Source organism: Aquabacterium commune (genome assembly GCF_004362855.1).
GTDB classification, from domain to species: domain Bacteria; phylum Pseudomonadota; class Gammaproteobacteria; order Burkholderiales; family Burkholderiaceae_C; genus Aquabacterium; species Aquabacterium commune.
In genome coordinates, this window is sequence record NZ_SNXW01000001.1 from 381,181 (window position 1) to 397,263 (window position 16,083).

At 69.2% G+C, this 16,083-nt stretch carries 15 protein-coding genes; 7 read left to right on the forward strand and 8 right to left on the reverse strand.

Going from position 1 to position 16,083, the window contains the following annotated elements; genetic code table 11:
• Positions 1–102 precede the first annotated feature (102 nt).
• Positions 103–1,599 (reverse strand): cytochrome P450, encoded by a 1,497-nt coding sequence (locus EV672_RS01710; RefSeq protein ID WP_133605842.1) that lies wholly within the window; start codon positions 1,597–1,599, stop codon positions 103–105.
• A gap of 105 nt (positions 1,600–1,704) precedes the next feature.
• On the opposite strand from EV672_RS01710, the gene EV672_RS01715 reads away from it, so the two are divergent.
• Genes EV672_RS01715 through EV672_RS01735 form a run of 5 tightly spaced genes read left to right on the forward strand, consistent with a single transcriptional unit; the run spans position 1,705 to position 4,919 of the window.
• Positions 1,705–2,895, forward strand: coding sequence for an AraC family transcriptional regulator (locus EV672_RS01715; protein ID WP_133605843.1), 1,191 nt, complete (start codon positions 1,705–1,707; stop codon positions 2,893–2,895).
• Entirely contained in the window at positions 2,892–3,242 is a 351-nt protein-coding gene (locus EV672_RS01720; RefSeq protein WP_133605844.1) for a DUF2185 domain-containing protein, read from the forward strand. Before EV672_RS01715 ends, EV672_RS01720 begins: the two co-directional genes overlap by 4 nt.
• A gap of 6 nt (positions 3,243–3,248) precedes the next feature.
• Positions 3,249–4,118, forward strand: coding sequence for a hypothetical protein (locus EV672_RS01725; protein WP_133605845.1), 870 nt, complete (start codon positions 3,249–3,251; stop codon positions 4,116–4,118).
• The gene (locus EV672_RS01730; protein WP_133605846.1) at positions 4,109–4,714 is read left to right on the forward strand and encodes an IMPACT family protein; all 606 of its coding nucleotides are present in this window, start codon (positions 4,109–4,111) and stop codon (positions 4,712–4,714) included. The genes EV672_RS01725 and EV672_RS01730 overlap by 10 nt, the downstream gene beginning before the upstream one ends.
• Positions 4,704–4,919: a DUF3820 family protein gene (locus tag EV672_RS01735; protein WP_133605847.1), complete on the forward strand. Its 216-nt coding sequence runs from the start codon at positions 4,704–4,706 to the stop codon at positions 4,917–4,919. The genes EV672_RS01730 and EV672_RS01735 overlap by 11 nt, the downstream gene beginning before the upstream one ends.
• A gap of 59 nt (positions 4,920–4,978) precedes the next feature.
• Here EV672_RS01735 and EV672_RS01740 read toward each other — a convergent pair whose 3' ends face one another.
• Both EV672_RS01740 and EV672_RS01745 read right to left on the reverse strand, forming a co-directional pair.
• The gene (locus EV672_RS01740; protein ID WP_243738461.1) at positions 4,979–5,809 is read right to left on the reverse strand and encodes a crotonase/enoyl-CoA hydratase family protein; all 831 of its coding nucleotides are present in this window, start codon (positions 5,807–5,809) and stop codon (positions 4,979–4,981) included.
• 41 nt (positions 5,810–5,850) lie between these two features.
• Positions 5,851–7,884, reverse strand: coding sequence for an NADPH-dependent 2,4-dienoyl-CoA reductase (locus tag EV672_RS01745; protein WP_133605848.1), 2,034 nt, complete (start codon positions 7,882–7,884; stop codon positions 5,851–5,853).
• 187 nt (positions 7,885–8,071) lie between these two features.
• Between EV672_RS01745 and EV672_RS01750 the strand changes: the two genes are divergently transcribed.
• Positions 8,072–8,614, forward strand: a complete 543-nt coding sequence (locus EV672_RS01750) for a PadR family transcriptional regulator (RefSeq protein WP_133605849.1) — start codon at positions 8,072–8,074, stop codon at positions 8,612–8,614.
• A 4-nt stretch (positions 8,615–8,618) separates the two neighbouring features.
• On the opposite strand, the gene EV672_RS01755 is transcribed toward EV672_RS01750, so the two are convergent.
• The 4 genes from EV672_RS01755 to EV672_RS01770 all read right to left on the reverse strand — a co-directional run bounded on the left by EV672_RS01755 (position 8,619) and on the right by EV672_RS01770 (position 12,891).
• Positions 8,619–9,857, reverse strand: coding sequence for a GGDEF domain-containing protein (locus tag EV672_RS01755; RefSeq protein ID WP_133605850.1), 1,239 nt, complete (start codon positions 9,855–9,857; stop codon positions 8,619–8,621).
• A complete protein-coding gene (locus tag EV672_RS18775; protein WP_133605851.1) occupies positions 9,854–11,092 on the reverse strand; it encodes a GGDEF domain-containing protein in 1,239 nt (412 codons plus the stop codon). The genes EV672_RS01755 and EV672_RS18775 overlap by 4 nt, the downstream gene beginning before the upstream one ends.
• Before the next feature lie 234 nt (positions 11,093–11,326).
• Entirely contained in the window at positions 11,327–12,088 is a 762-nt protein-coding gene (locus EV672_RS01765) for a hypothetical protein (protein ID WP_133605852.1), read from the reverse strand.
• Positions 12,085–12,891: a hypothetical protein gene (locus tag EV672_RS01770; protein ID WP_133605853.1), complete on the reverse strand. Its 807-nt coding sequence runs from the start codon at positions 12,889–12,891 to the stop codon at positions 12,085–12,087. Before EV672_RS01770 ends, EV672_RS01765 begins: the two co-directional genes overlap by 4 nt.
• A 117-nt stretch (positions 12,892–13,008) precedes the next feature.
• Between EV672_RS01770 and EV672_RS01775 the strand changes: the two genes are divergently transcribed.
• A complete protein-coding gene (locus tag EV672_RS01775; protein ID WP_243738462.1) occupies positions 13,009–13,251 on the forward strand; it encodes an oxidoreductase-like domain-containing protein in 243 nt (80 codons plus the stop codon).
• Between the two features lie 18 nt (positions 13,252–13,269).
• Here the strand turns inward: EV672_RS01775 and tssH are convergent, their stop codons facing one another.
• Positions 13,270–16,083 (reverse strand): type VI secretion system ATPase TssH, encoded by a 2,814-nt coding sequence (tssH, locus tag EV672_RS01780; protein ID WP_133605854.1) that lies wholly within the window; start codon positions 16,081–16,083, stop codon positions 13,270–13,272.

The following is a 16,083-nucleotide window of genomic DNA, read 5'->3' on the forward strand; positions in this document are numbered from 1 at the left end:
AAACCCTGGCAGACACCCCCTGAACGGGTTATGACTCAGCCAAATTCATCGACAGATGGCGCCAAACACCCGAAAGCGACCTCTCACGCCCAGGTGAGCACCTCAAGCCGCGGTCCGCCGCCTCACGCGCATCTTCAAACCCACGGGCACCATGGTCAGGGCCATGTGCTCTTGCGCAGGGCGACCGTCCGGTGTGTCCACGGCGGCAATGTCGAAGGTCTGCAGCAGCATGGCCGCGGCGAGCTTGATCTCCAGCATCGCCAGGAAACGCCCTGGGCAGATGCGCGGGCCCGCACCGAAAGGCATGGACACCCGCTTGGCCGAGGCCGGCGCCAGGTGCTCGGCCTCGGGCAGCCAGCGCTCGGGCAGGAAGCGCTCGGCCTGGGGGAAGACCTCGTCGCGCACCGTGTCGTGGCGCATCACCAGCAGCACCGGGGTGCCTGCGCGGATGGGCACGCCGGCCACCTCGGTGTCCTTGAGCGCCTCGACCAGGTTGAAGGGCCCCACCGGTTTGAGGCGCATGCTTTCGTGGATGCAGGCCTCCAGCCAGTCGAGCTGGGCCAGGTGCTCGGGCGTCCACTGCGCCATCGGCAGGGGGCCTTCGGGCGTGGCCAGCAGGCGGTCGATCTCCTCGCGGGCGCGGGCCAGGGCGACGGGGTTGCGCCAGAGCTGCTCGATCATCCACGACAAGCTGGTGGCGGTGGTGTCTTCGCCGGCCAGCAGCATGGTGAACACATTGCCGGCCACGTCCTCGTCGCTCATGCCGCTGTCGGGGGCGTCGGCGGCCACCAGCATCGCCTCCAGCAGGTTTTGCGGCGCGGCACGGCGCTCAGGCGCTTGCAGGCGCACACGGGCCTGGGCCATGAAGTCGCGGATGGCGCCATTGACCAAGCGCATGCTCTCGTCGAGCGCACGGTCGCGAGGCAGCTTGACGACCTGCCAGTACGGCACCAGGGCGTGGGCGCGTCGCCAGATGGTGGGGAAGATTTTGTCGAGGTGGCGCTGGATGACGTCGTCGTTGGACTGCAAGGTGTTGACGTCAACCCCGAAGGCCAGGCCGGAGATGGCGTCCACCGTGAAGCGCATCAGGTCGGCCTGCAGGTCGATGTCCTGGGCGCCTTCGGTGGCCTGGTCTGCCGTGTGCAGCCAGCGCGCGCGCAAGCAGTGCGCCACGTTCAGCAGCGCAGGGAAGTAGGTGCGCACCTGCTGCGGCGCAAAGCTGGCCATGACCATGCGGCGCTGGCGGGCCCAGTGCTCACCCTCGGCCACGAAGACGCCATCGGGGATGCCCATCTCCCGCATGATGGCCTGCATGCGCGAGGGCCGGCGGAAGGTCTCGGGGCGTTCGCGCAGCAACTGGCCGATGAGGTCGGTGTCGGCCACCACCATCACGTGGAAACCGGCCAGGCGCACCTGCATCAGCGGGCCATGGACCTTGACCCAGTCTTCCATGTTCTGGTGCATGCGGTGCAGGCTGACCTGCAAGGCGTTGCCCACCACGGGCCAGGGTGGCGGCCCGGGCAGGTCGCTGAACCGGCGGGGCGGGGCCTGGGTGCTGACAGCTGCGGACTCAGGCGCTTCAAGTGTGGCGTGCTTCATGGTGACCGACTGTGCCGCCTGGTAAGGCGGATGTCATTGGCCGCACACGCCAGTGGCTTGTCTTCTGGTGCCAGCAGGGCCTGTCGCTGATCTACCATCGGCGCTGTGAGCCACCCTCCCGCCACCCCCTCTCCGTCTTCCTCGCCTTCCCAGCCTGCCCCCTCCTGCGGGCTGGGCTTTGCCGCCAGCTACGCCCGCCTGGTGGCCGACCACGTGCGCGCTCGCGACCTCGACCCGCGCCCCGTGCTGGCCGCCTTGGGATTGGACCTGGCTTCGGACGACGCCGACGGCAGCACGCCAGCATTGCCCGACAACCCCATCGGGGGCAGCGATGCCAGCACGCGCTGGGTGCCGGCCACCCGCCTGGCCGAGGGCCTCGCCGTGGCCGCCGAGCTGTGCGGTGACCCGCACACCGCCTTGCACATCGCGCAGCAGGTGCGCCCGGCCAACATGGGCGCCTTGGGCTACACCTTGATCAGCTGCGCCGCTTTCGAGAACGGCCTGGCCCTGTTCGAGCGCCTGCAAGGCCTGATCTGCACCCAGGTGCGCGCGGTGCACGTGCTGCAAGGCGAGCGCATCCGCAGCCGCCTGGAGCCCCTGGGCGAGGTGCCCCGCGACACCGCGCTGTGGACCTTCGCCCTGGCCACCCGCCTGGCCTTTGCGCGCTGGGTGTCGGGCCGCCACCTGGTGCTCGACGCCGTCTGGCTGCCCTGCACCGCCCCGGCCGACCCGGCGCCGCTGCAGGCCTATTTCGGCTGCCCCCTGCACTTCGATGCCGACGTGGCCAGCGAACTGGCGCCCGCCGCCTGGCTGAACCTGCCCAACCCGCACGCCGACCCGCACATGCACCGCCTCATGAGCGCCGTGACCGACCAGCAATGGGCGCAGCAGGCGCACGACGGCAGCCGCCTGGCCACGGTGCTGCGCCAGCACATTGCCGCGCGCCTGCAAGCCGGTCACCTGCCCCTGCTGGAAGACCTGGCCCCCGCGGTCGAGGCCGATCTGGGCACCTCGCCGCGGCAGCTGCAGCGCCGCCTGGCCGAGCAACACCTCAGCTTCAAGGACCTGGTCGAGCAGGTCCGCCGCGACCAGGTGCTCCACGAATTGCGCCACACCACCCTGCCCCTGGCCGACATCGCCCAGCGCGCCGCCTACGCCGAACCCAGCTCCCTGCACCGCGCCGTGCGCCGCTGGACGGGGCTCACGCCCCTGGCCGTGCGCCAAGGCCACGCCGCGTCGGGGACAATCGACACCGCCCTACCTCCGTCAGCATCGCCCCCCACATCGCCCCCATGAGCAAGAAACTCCACATCGCCGCCGAAGACATCCGGCCCCTGGCCACCGGCCTGGGCACCTGCATCGCCACCGACAAGATCACCGTGGCCGGCCTGCCCGTGCGCTTCATGTACCGCGAAGACCCCATCGGCCAGAACGACAGCGGCTGGCGCTTCCTGGCCGGCACCGAGAGCGATGCCTACATGGAGAACGCCAAGAACCAGGGTGCTTACGACGTGAACATCCTCGCCAACCTGGACCCGTCCATCATCCCCTTCCTGCAGGCGCCCATCGGCGCGGCCTTCCAGAAGATCGAAGCCGGCGGCACCTTCGAAGAAGCCGGCGACTGGGAACCCGACGAGGACTGAGCCGCCATGCCGCCTTCCAGCCGCCTGCACGCCGAATGGCTGCGCCTGTACGCTGCGGACACCACGGCTGACCCCACGGCCACGCCCGCGCTCGTCGATGCCCAAGGCCGCACCCGCACCCTGGTGCTGGCGCTGGGGCGCCCGGCCGACTGGGCCACGCTGTCGGCCGTGTGGCAAGCGGTGCAGGCCGAAGGCGGGCTGCCGGCGCCGGGCATCGCGGTGTCCGGCACCGACAGCTTCCATCTGTGGTTCTCCCTGGCCGAAGCGGTGCCTGTGGCCGAGGCCCACGCCTTCCTGCGCGCCCTGTGCCAGCGCTGCCTGGGCCACATCGGTGCCGCACGGCTGAGCTTGCTGCCTGCCTTGGACGATGCCTCGGTGTCGCACGGCGCACAAGCTGCCACCCTGGGTGGCACCGCCGTCGGCGCCCAGGTCGGCACCCAAATCGTCACCCAGGTCGGCCCTCATCACGCCGCCGCCATCCCGGCCCAGCAAGGCGAGGCCGAGCAATGGTCGGCCTTCGTGGCGCCCGACCTCGCGCCCATGTTCAATGGGGCACCGTGGCTCGACCTGCCGCCCAGCCCGGAGGGCCAGGCCGAGCTGCTGTCGCGCTTGCGCAGCATCCAGCCGACCGAATGGCGCGCAGCGCAAGCCTGGCTGCATGACGCAGGTGGTGCAGGTCTTGCCAGCGGCGCGCATGCTGCGCCGACAGACACCGCCGCACACCTCGCAGCACACCTCGCTGCGCCAGCGCCAGGCAGCGGCGCCCTCGGCCCGCACGCCTTCCTGCGCCAGGTCATGAACGATGCCTCGGTGCCATTGGCCCTGCGCATCGAAGCGGCCAAGGCGCTGCTGCCGCACACCCCGCCATGCCCTTGAGCCTGGCCAGCCCGGTTCACAGCGAGCTGGTCATCAAGAAAAGCCGCTTCATCGGCTGCGTGCAGGCCGTGGCCGACCGCGCAGAAGCCCAACAGGTGGTGGCCCGCCTGTGGGCCGAGCACCCCACCGCCACCCATGTGTGCTGGGCCTTGCTGGCAGGGGGCCAGTCGGCCGCGGTGGATGACGGCGAACCCAGCGGCACCGCCGGGCGACCCATGCTCGAAGTGCTGCGCCGGCAGGACCTCGAAGGCGTGCTGGCCACCGTGGTGCGCTATTTCGGCGGCGTGCAGCTGGGCGCAGGCGGCCTGGTGCGCGCCTACACCGACAGCGTGGCCCAGGCCCTGCTCAAGGCCGAGAAGGTGCCCATCACGCGGCACTGCACCGCGTCCTGCCGCGTGCCGTACGCGCTGGAAGGCCTGCTGCGGCGCGAGCTCGATGCGCATGGCGCGCAGTTGCTGGACGTGGCCCATGGCGACGATGTGAGCGTCACCTTCAGCCTGCCAGACAGCGCGCTCGCACCTCTCCGAACACGCTTGAACGACGCCGCACACGGCCGCATCGCCTGGACGACCGAGGAGGCCCACGGTGAACCCTGAAGACCTGCTCAAACTGGTCACCCACACCATGCCCTTTGGCAAGCACAAGGGCGTGGTGCTGGCCGACCTGCCCGGCAACTACCTGAATTGGTTCGCGCGGGAGGGCTTCCCCAAAGGCGAGATCGGCCGGCTGCTGGCGCTGATGCAGGAGATCGACCACAACGGCCTGAGCGGGTTGCTCAAACCGCTGCGCCCGGGCCGCTGAAACCCCGATGAGGCGCGGTGAAGCACGGTGAAGGGCGTCGAGGCCCGCCGCGCGGCGCCTCAGTCCTTGAACTCGGGCGTCTGCTTGGCCATGGAGGCCATCATCGCCGTCGTCAGGTCCTTGGACATCAGCATGGCCGCGTTCCAGCTGGCGATGTGCTGCAGGCCATCGGCCACGCTGTGGTCGCGGGTGTGGTTCAGCACTTCCTTGGTGCCGCGGATGGACAGCGGCGACTTGGCCGCGATCTGCAGCGCGATCTCGCGCACGCCGGCATGCAGGTCATCACGCGACTCGAACACCCGGTTGACCAGGCCGATGCGCAGGGCCTCCTCGGCGTCCACCTTGCGGCCGGTGTAGGCCAGCTCGCGCACCAGGCCCTGGCTGCCGATGATTTTGGGCAGGCGCTGCAGCGTGCCCACATCGGCCACCATGCCGATGTCGATTTCCTTGATGGTGAAGTAGGCGTCTGCCGAGCAATAGCGCATGTCGGCGCAGCTCACCAGGTCCACGCCCCCGCCGACGCAACCCGAATGGATGGCGGCCAGCACCGGCTTGCGGCAGCGCTCCAGGCTGGTCAGCGTGTCTTGCAGTTCGAGGATGAGGGCGCGCAGCTTCTCGCGCATGCGGCCGTCGCAGTCGTCCTGGATCTGGCCTTGCAGGCCCATCATCATCGTCAGGTCGATGCCGGAGGTGAAGTGCTTGCCCTCGCCCTGCAGCACCACGGCGCGCACACCGGGCGTGCGGTCGGCCCACTGCATGGCCGAGCGGATGTCCTGCCACATCTGCCAGTTCATGGCATTGGCCTTGTCAGGCCGGTTCAGGGTGACGGTGGCGACCTTGTCGGCCAGCGACAGGCGGAGGGTTTCGAGCGTGGGGATGGCGTCTGACATGGGGGTCTCCTCGCGGTCAATATGGGTCGATCAGGGTCGGCTCAGAGCGCCGCGGCCAGCTCGGTGCCTTGCTTGATGGCCCGCTTGGCGTCCAGCTCGGCGGCCACGTCGGCCCCACCGATCAGGTGCACCTTCTTGCCAGCGGCCTCCAGGCCGGCCTGCAGGGCGCGCAAGGGCTCCTGGCCAGCACACAGCACCACGTTGTCCACCGGCAGCACCAGCTCCTGCGCACCCACGGTGATGTGCAGGCCTGCGTCGTCGATCTTGCGGTAGGTGGCGCCAGCGATCATCTCGACCTTGCGGTTCTTGAGGGACGTGCGGTGGATCCAGCCCGTGGTCTTGCCCAGGCCGTCACCGACCTTGCTGGTCTTGCGCTGCAGCAGGTAAATCTGGCGCGGCGGGGTGTCCAGGTGCGGGGCCTTGATGCCACCGCGCTCGGCGTAGCTGGTGTCGATGCCCCACTCGGCGTAGAACTTGGCCGCGTCCAGGCTGGGGCTGCTGCCTTCGTGCGTCAGGTACTCGGACACGTCGAAGCCGATGCCACCGGCGCCGATCACGGCCACGCGCTTGCCCACGGGCTTCTTGTCGCGCAGCACGTCGAGGTAGCTCATCACCTTGGGGTGGTCCACGCCCTCGATGTCCGGGGTGCGCGGCGCCACGCCGGTGGCCAGCACGACCTCGTCGAAGCCACCCGCGGCCAGCTCGTCCACGCCCACGCGGGTGTTGAGCTTGAGCGCCACGCCGGTGAGTTCGATCTGCTTGCCGAAGTAGCGCAGCGTCTCGTAGAACTCTTCCTTGCCGGGAATCTGCTTGGCGATGTTGAACTGCCCGCCGATCTCCGAGGCCGCATCGAACAGGGTGACGTCGTGGCCACGCTGTGCGGCGGTGGTGGCGAAAGCCAGGCCAGCCGGGCCCGCGCCCACCACGGCGATGCGCTTCTTGGCCGATTGGGTCGATGCCAGCGGCTCGATCTTCAGGATGGTTTCGTGGCACGCACGCGGGTTGACCAGGCAGGACGTGATCTTGCCGCTGAAGGTGTGGTCCAGGCAGGCCTGGTTGCAGCCGATGCAAGTGTTGATCCGGTCGGCCTGACCGGCGGCGGCCTTGTTGACGAAGTCGGGGTCGGCCAGCAGCGGGCGCGCCATCGAGACCATGTCGGCCTGGCCCTTGGCCAGGATGGCCTCGCCCACTTCCGGCGTGTTGATGCGGTTGGTGGTGATCAACGGCAGCTTGACCTTGCCCTGGAGCTTCTCGGTCACCCAGGCGAAGGCCGCGCGCGGTACGCTGGTGGCGATGGTCGGGATGCGGGCCTCGTGCCAACCGATGCCGGTGTTGATGATCGTGGCACCTGCGGCCTCGACGGCCTGGGCCAACTCGACCACTTCGTCGAAGGAGGAGCCGCCGTCCACCAGGTCCAGCATGGACAGGCGGTAGATGATGATGAAGTTCGGGCCCACGGCCTCGCGCACCTTGCGCACGATCTCCACGGGAAAGCGCATGCGGTTGGCGTAGGAGCCGCCGAATTCGTCGGTGCGCTGGTTGGTGCGCGCGGCGATGAATTCGTTGATCAGGTAGCCCTCGGAGCCCATCACCTCGACGCCGTCGTAGCCGGCGACCTGGGCCATCTTGGCGCAGTGGGCGAAGTCGTCGATGGTGCGCTTGACCTCGTCGGTGGTGAGCTCACGCGGGGGCATGGGCGAGATCGGGGCCTTGATGGGGCTGGGGCCGACCAGGCCGGGGTGGTAGGCGTAGCGGCCGAAGTGCAGGATTTGCAGGGCGATCTTGCCGCCGGCCTCGTGCACGGCCTGCGTCACCACCTTGTGCTGCTCGGCTTCTTCCAGCGTGGCCAGGCGGGCACCACCGGGATAAGGGCGGCCGTCGTCGTTGGGGGCGATGCCGCCGGTCACCATCAGGGCCACGCCACCGCGGGCGCGCTCGGCGTAGAAGGCGGCCATGCGGTGGAAGCCGTCCTTGGCCTCTTCCAGGCCCACGTGCATGGAGCCCATCAGCACGCGGTTTTTCAGGGTGGTGAAGCCCAGATCGAGGGGGGCAAGCAGGTGCGGGTAGGCGCTCATGGTGGGGTCTCGCTCGGTGTCCTGGATGGGGACGTGGTGGGGATGTTGTGGGGGACGTCGTGGGGAAATTCGTTGTCGTGCAGAACTATGCAACCAGTTGCATGACTGCGAGCCATGAATGTAGGAGATTTGGCGTCACCCTGCAACTGGTTGCATACCGGAGTGCCCGCCGTTTAGACTGCACCCCATGTCCCTGGCCCACGCACTGCTGACCTCGCTGCAGGAGAAGTCCTCCTCGGGCTACGACCTGGCCCGCCGCTTCGACAAATCCATCGGATTTTTCTGGCGCGCCACCCACCAGCAAATCTACCGCGAGCTCGCCCGCATGGAGGCCGCGGGCTGGATCGCCTCGCAGGCCGCCCCGGACGGCGGCCGCACCCGCAAGAAGCTCTACCAGGTCTGCCCGGCTGGCCGCAAGGAGCTCAAGCGCTGGGCGCGCGAGCCCGCCCCCATGGTCGAGCTGCGCGACGAGCTCATGGTGCGCCTGCGCGCCGACGCCGTCGTCGGGCCGCTGGGCCTGGACAAGGAAATCGAGCGCCGCGCCGCCCTGCACGCCGAGAAGCTCGCCGCCTACGAGGCCATCGAGGCGCGCGACTTCCCCGCCGGGGCCGAGCTCTCCCGCGAAGCGCGCATCCAGCACCTCATCCTCAAAACGGGGATCATGTACGAAGCCAGTTGGGTGGCTTGGTCGCAAGAAGCGCTGGCGGTGCTGCAAGACGCCAAGGGCTGAGCCCTCAGCCACACCCGCCACTGTTCGCGCCCATGCAGTGGCGATCGCGCCCATCCCGCTTGGCCTGGTACAGCGCGGCATCGGCCTGGCCCGCCACCGCCGGCAACTGCTTGCGGTCGGTCGCCGGGCAGGCGAGTGCCGCCCCCACGCTGATCGTCACCACCCCGTCCACGCCGCCGCCACCGTGGCGCAGCCCCAGCATGCGCACCGCGGCGCACAGGCGGGCAGCCACCTCCTCTGCCAGGGCCACATCGGCGTGCGGCAGCAGCACGATGAATTCCTCGCCACCCCACCGCGCCAGGGCCGCATCGGGCTCTCGCAGGGCGGTCTGCAAGGCTTGCGCCACAAGCTTGAGGCACTGGTCCCCCGCGGGGTGGCCATGGTGGTCGTTGTAGGCCTTGAAATGGTCCACATCGACCAGCAACACCGCCAGGCATTCGCCCGAACGCTCGTGCTGGCGCCACTGCGCTTGGGCCACCTCGTCAAAGCGCCGTCGGTTGGGCACACCGGTCAGGGCGTCCTGGCGCGACAGCGCCGCCATCTGCGCCTGTGAGGCCTCCAACTCGCTGCGCAGCACGGCCTGGCGCTCCTTCTGCTGGAAGCGGCGACGCTCTTCCTTCTCCATGCGCAAGTTCATGATGAGGGTGTAGCCCGCCACCACGACCAGCACGAGGAAGGCGGGGGCTTCGATCTCCGGGTAGGGCGAGGGTTGGCCCATGGCCAAGCCCACCGAAGCCACATGACAGGCCACCACGCAGGCAGAAAACAGCAGCGCGAAGCGGAAGCGAAAGCGCTGCACCAGCGTGCCATACACCAGGATGGGCAAGAGCCCGCAGCGGTACATGCCCGCGTAAGGGCTGTCGGTGCTCACCAGCACCACCGTCAGGCACACCGCCGCCGCCACACCGCTGGCCACGACGACGCCCTCCAGCCGGTGGGCAGGCATCGCCTTCACCAGCTCGATGTGCCGCCAGGGCGTGTACAAGACGGCCAAGGCCACGGGGGTGAACACCAGCAAACGCAAGCGGACCGCCAGCCAGAAGGTGTCGGGCGCCATCAACCAGTCGGACAGCAAGAAGAGGTTGAAGATCACCAGCGCCACCACGCCGCTGACCATGAAGTGGCGGATGCGCGCCTCGTGGGTGCTGTCGATGAAGCGCTGCTCCTGCGCCTCATCGAAGCGCAACACAGGCTGGCGGTGGTCCCTGCGCATCCAGTCGCGCACAGCCATCACGATGCTCATGCCCTGCCCTCCCCGCCCGCCGGCGTGCAGCGGATCACGCCGTCGCTGCCCATGTCACAGACGCGGTTGCGGCCCTGCGCCTTGGCGGCATAGAGCGCGTCATCGGCACGTTTCATCAGCAGCAAAGCCTCGTCGCCCGGCCGCGGCCGCATCGACGCCACGCCCACGCTCACCGTGACGACCGGCACGCTTGGCGAGCCGCCATGGGGCACGCCCAGCGCCTGGACGCTGGCCTGGATGCGCTGGGCCACGCTCAGGGCCGAAGCGTGGTCCACGTCGTTCATGATGAGCACGAACTCCTCGCCGCCCAAGCGCGCCACCAGATCGCCCGCCCGGCGCGAGCAAGCGCTGAGCGCCCGCGCCACGGCCTGCAGGCAACGGTCGCCGCTGAGGTGCCCATGGTGGTCGTTGTAGCGCTTGAAGTGGTCGATGTCGATCATCACCAGCGCCATCGGCACCTGCCGCTGCTGCGCGTGCGCCCAGGTCTGCGCCAGGAAGTCTTCGGCATGGCGGCGGTTGGCCACCTCGGTCAGGGCATCGGTGCGCGCCATGCGGGCCAGTTGCTGGTGCGAGGTGTGCAGCGCGTCCTGCAGCGCCTGTTCGCGTTGCGCCAGCAGGTAGGCCATGCGCTCGTCGCGCTCCAGGGTGTAGTTGCCGTACAGCGTGAACACGGTGACGGCGCCCAGCAGCAAGGTGGTGTTGATGGCCAGCACACCCGTGAAGTCGGGCAGCGTGGTGGCCAGGCCCAGTTGCACCGCCATGGTGAACGCACCGAGGGCCAGCGCCGGCCAGAAGCGCGCCAAGGTACAGGTATAGACCACGATGATGTTGATCTCGACCAGCCTGGCCACCGCCCAGCGCCCCTCTGCCTGCAGCAGGATCAGCGCCGTCAGCGTCACCGCGAACATGCCCGCCAGGACGATCAGCCACTCGGTGAGCCAGGGGATGCGCAGCGCGTTCAGCACGGCCAACCCGACCAGCACGACGGGCCCGAACACCAGCAGGCGCACGGCCAAGGCGAACTTCACGGTGTCTGGCGTCAGCAATGCGTCCGCCACGACCATGCCGGCGAACAACATGACGGCGGCCAACCCGGCTTCGGTGATGGCACGTCGGCGACTGCCTTCGGCTTGCGCCAGGAAATGGGTTTCCAGTGCCGCAGGGAACGACAGCGCAGGCAAACCCTGAGCCAGGGTTTGCTCGACCCGCTCGGCGTGTTCGGCTTCCACCGACATCGCCCCATCCGACCGCATCACTGCCGTGCCCACGCCAGCCACTCCCGTACAGCCTCAGCCACATCACAGGGAAGGTTGCCATCCCCCACGGAGATGACTATGGCCCCGAGCGGCGCAAAACACACCCGGGATAAACGCCGTGGTCGCTGGCCGGGCCCCGTCAATGCGGGAGTGCACATGTCACGCCGCGCCGGCACGCTGGGCAGTGCTGCCCCAGGGATGACACTGTGGATCTCAGCGAGGGGCCTGGTTGGCCTCGCCATCGCCACGCTGGCGCAGGCGAGGCTGGCTGAACGGCAGGTTCAGTCGCGCGTGCTCGATCAGCACAGGCATGGGTGGCATCGGCCCCTGCAGGCGGAAGGCCATCTGCCGGCCGATGCCCACCCTCAGGTTCCCCCGCACCTCGGGGCGCAAGCGCAAATCGACGTCCAGCGGCACCTGCAAAGGCGCGCGCAACTCGCCGCTGGCCAGCACGTCCAGGTCGAGCGGCACCTCGATCTTGATCGGCACGTCCAGCTTGACGGGCAAGTCCAGCACCAAGGGCACGGTGACCTCGAAGCGCGGCAGCCAGCTCACCACCGGCACGCTGAGCTGCAGCGAGGTGCGCACCGGCACGCTCTGCGCGACGTGCACCACCGTGTCCACGGGCACACGGGTCTGCAAGCGGGCCCGCGCCTGCAGGCTGTCAGACACCTCGACCGCCAAAGTCTGGTGCACCGGCACCACCACCCGTGGCGCCAGGTTCACCCGGGTCTGCAGGGGCGCCGAGACCTCGGCCAGGGCTTGCAGCCCCTCGGGCAGGCGCAATGTGATCGGGTGCTGGCGCAACTCGACGATGGCATCCCAGCGGGCATAGACGTACCAGGTGGCCGCAAGCATCAGCAAGCCCCACAGCAAGAGCACCGCGACCCCGACCAGCACCAGCGCCACCGGGCGCACCGGGCGGTTCCAGCCGCGCGGTGGGTGCGCGCCGTGCAGGGTCGCCACAGGCTTCACGGCGCGGCGCCCGTGCTGCGGCGCAAGGCCATGGTCACCGCCTCGAAAGGCACGGTCAGGTCCATCAGGTCCAGCCCCGCCTTCACCTGCTGCTGCGGGAAGGTCAGCCGGGCCGCCACGGGCTCGGTGATGGGCAGGCGCATGGCCTCGTGGATGGGCACCTGGGTGTGGATGACCGTGTCGATGCGGGTGCGCAGCGGCTCGGTGATGCGCACCTGGGCCAGCGTGGTGAACGCGATCGGCAGGTCTTTGTGCACCGGGATGACCATGTCCACCGGCACATCGGCCTTCACCGGCACGCGCCCCTGGATGGGCAGGGTCAGGTTGAAGCCCAGCACGCGGGTGCGCACCTGGGTGTCGATGTCCACCGTCTGGTCGAGGTGGATGGTCTGGCGCACCGGCACGTCCAGGCGGATGGGCAAGACCGTGTCGATGCTGACCTGCACGGGGATGGCGTCTTGGATGGGGATGAGCAGGTCTTGCTGGATGGGCACCCGGACCGGCAAGGTCTGGTCGATCCGCACAGCCACCTGGCGGGTCAGCTCGGCGCGCACCGACAGCGCATCGGGCAGGCGCACCAGGGCCTGCTGCTCGCGCAAGGCCACGTTCACGACCAGGTGGTGCCAGGCCCACCAGCCCGCCGCCACGGCCAGCGCCGACATCAGCAAGATCAGCAACAGCGCCGTCAGGATGAGGTGGCGCCAGGTGATGGTGTGACCATAGACCGCGAGCATGGGGCTCTCGGCCATGGCGGATGCAGTGGCGCTGGGGGTGTCGGGGGTGTCGGGGGTGTCGGGGCTCACGCTTTGACTATGCCACGGGCACAGCGCGCCAAAGGCGGCCAGGCTGGCTAAGATGCCGCCTGTGTCGCCAGCCAGCCCCGCCGGCTCATTGCCACCTCTTGCCCCAGACATCACACCGTGTCCGACCCGTTTTTCAGCCAAGCCTTGTTCACGCAGCCCTTGTTCGAGCTGGCCACGGCCCAGGCCGTGTTTGCAGCGCTGCAGTCGCTCGCCCAAGCACGGGGTGTGAGCCTGCGCGCGCCGCCGCCCGAACCCACCACCTGCTGCGGCCGTGGCTGCAACGGCTGCGTCTGGGAGGGCTTTTACGCTGCCGCCACCTTCTGGCGTGACGAGGCCCTGCTGGTGCTTGACGTGCTTTAAGCCCCAGCCGCGATCGGCTCAGTCCACCTGGAAGGTGAAATCGCCCTGGGCGTCGGTGCCGACGTGGATGCGCTGCAGGCGACCGCCCTGTGCCATGCGCGCCAGCACGTGGTCGGCCACCGCTGGCAGGAGGCTGCCGTTGAGGATGTGGTCCACCGCACGCGCGCCGGTGTCCACCTCGGTGCAGCGGGCCAGCACGGTGTCGATCAAGGCCTCGTCGTAGGCGAACTCGGCCTGGTGCTGGGCCTGCACGCGCGACGCAATGCGCTCGAGCTTGAGGCGGATCACCTCGGCCAGCACATCGTCGTGCAAGGGGTAGTAGGGCACCACCTTCGTGCGGCCCACGAACGCGGGCTTGAACGTCTTGTAGAGCACCGGCCGCAGCCCCTCGGCCAGCGTGTCGGCGTCGGGCATGGCCTCGGGCGCTTTCATCACGGTCCCGCCGACAGCCTCGTCCTGGGCGAAGCAGGCCTGCATGATCTGCTGGGAGCCCGCGTTCGAGGTCAGGATGATGAGGGTGTGGCGGAAGTCGATCTCGCGGCCCTCGGCATCGTCCATGCGGCCTTTGTCGAAGACCTGGAAGAACATCTCCAGCACGTCGGGGTGGGCCTTCTCGACCTCGTCAAGCAAGAGCACGCTGTAGGGCTTGCGGCGCACCGCCTCGGTCAGCACCCCACCCTGGCCGTAGCCCACATAGCCCGGGGGCGAGCCCTTGAGGCCGCTGACGCTGTGGGCCTCCTGGTACTCGCTCATGTTGATGGTGATGAGGTTGCGCTCGCCGCCGTAGAGGCTGTCGGCCAGGGCCAGGGCCGTTTCGGTTTTGCCCACACCGCTGGGCCCCACGAAGAGGAACACGCCGCGCGGCTTGCACGGATCTTCCAGGCCGGCGAAGGCGGTGCGCACGCGCTGCGCGATGGCCTCCAGCGCGTGGTCCTGCCCGATGACACGGGCCTGCAGCGCCGCCGACAGGCCACGTGCTGCGGCGACCTCGTCCTGCACCATCTTGCCCAGGGGGATGCCCGTCCACGACGACACGATGTCGGCCACGACCTGCGCGTCCACCTGCAGGGGCACGAGCGGGCTGGCTGGCGCATCAGCATGCGCCCCCCCTTGCGCCCCCCCTTGCACACCCTCTTGCCCGCCACGCTGCAAGGCTGCCAGACGGGCCTGCAGCCCTTGGAGTTCGGCGCGCTCGGCCTCGCTCAGGCCACCGGCGTGCTGCTCGGCGCGCTGGCGCAGGGCCAGGATGTCCTGCACGGCCTGCTGCTCCAGGTGCCAGCGGGCCTCGTCGGCCTGCAGGCGGGCTTGCAGATCCATGCGCTGCATGCCGAGGGCGTCGAGGCGAGCGGCATGGGAGGCAGGGTGGGCGCTCGGGTGAGAGGCCAGGTGAGCGCCCTCCAACGCCAGGTGCACGCCTGCGGCGAGCTCGCGCTGCAGCGCCTGCGATTCGGCATCGATCTGCGCCAGGCTGCGGCGGGTGTCTTCGATGCGGGCAGGCGTGCTGCGCTGACCCAGGGCCACGCGAGCGCACGCTGTGTCCAGCACGCTCACGGCCTTGTCGGGCAGCTGACGGCCGCTGATGTAACGCGCCGACAGGCGCACCGCCTCGGTGATGGCCTCGTCAAGCAGCTGCACGCCAAAGTGCTGGGCCATCAGCGGCGCCATGCCGCGCAGCATGGCCGCGGCCACAGGCTCGCTGGGCTCTTCGACCTTGATGACCTGGAAGCGCCGCGCCAGGGCCGCGTCTTTCTCGACGTGCTGCTTGTACTCGCTCCAGGTGGTGGCCGCGATGGTGCGCAACTCGCCGCGCGCCAAGGCGGGCTTGAGCAGGTTGGCCGCGTCACCGCCACCGGCGGGGCCGCCCGCACCGATCAGCGTGTGCGCCTCGTCGATGAACAGGATGATGGGGTGCGGGCTCTGGCGAACCTCGCCGATGACGTTCTTCAGGCGGTTCTCGAACTCGCCCTTGACCGAGGCCCCGGCCTGGAGCAAGCCCATGTCCAGCACGTGGATGGCCACGCTCTGCAGCACCTGCGGCACGTCGCCCGCGGCGATGCGCAGGGCCAGGCCCTCGACAACCGCCGTCTTGCCCACGCCCGCTTCGCCGGTGAGGATGGGGTTGTTCTGGCGCCGGCGCAACAGAATGTCCATGGCCTGGCGGATCTCGGCATCCCGACCGATGACGGGGTCGAGCTGCCCGGCGCGGGCGCGCTCGGTGAGGTTGGTGGTGAACTGGTCGAGCGCGGGGGTGCGCGCGGGCTGGGCCACACCGGCGCTGCCTTCGCGCGCACCCTCACGCACACTTTCGTGCAGTGGCTCGCCCGCGCGGGCAGTCGCGGCAGGCACCTCGAACACAGCCTCAGGTGACGCGGAGGTCAGCTCGGCCAGATGGTGCTTGAGCTCGGCCAGCGGGAACTGCCGCAGGCGTGCCGAGGTCTGCACCGCCAGCTGCGCCAAGGTGGGTTCCGTCATCCAGGCCAGCAACAGGTGCCCGCTGCGGATGCGGCCTTGTGGCGACGCCAGCGAGGCCATCAACCAGGCCTGCTCCAACAAAACAGGCACATGCACCGAGAACACCGGCGGGCGCATGCTGTGGCGGGTCTCTCGCTGCAGTTCAGCCTCCAGGTCCTCGCGCAAACCTTCCAGGCTCACACCGGCATGGCGGCACAGCAGGATCAGGTCATTGGCCGGCTGGGCCAGCAAGGCCAGGAAGATGTGCTCCAGGTCCACCTCGTGGTGCCCGCGCTGTTTGCACAGGACCACGGCCTGTTCGGCCGCGCGCCGGGTGGCGTCGTTGAGCTTGGCGATCAGCAGTTCGAGCGAATGGGACAT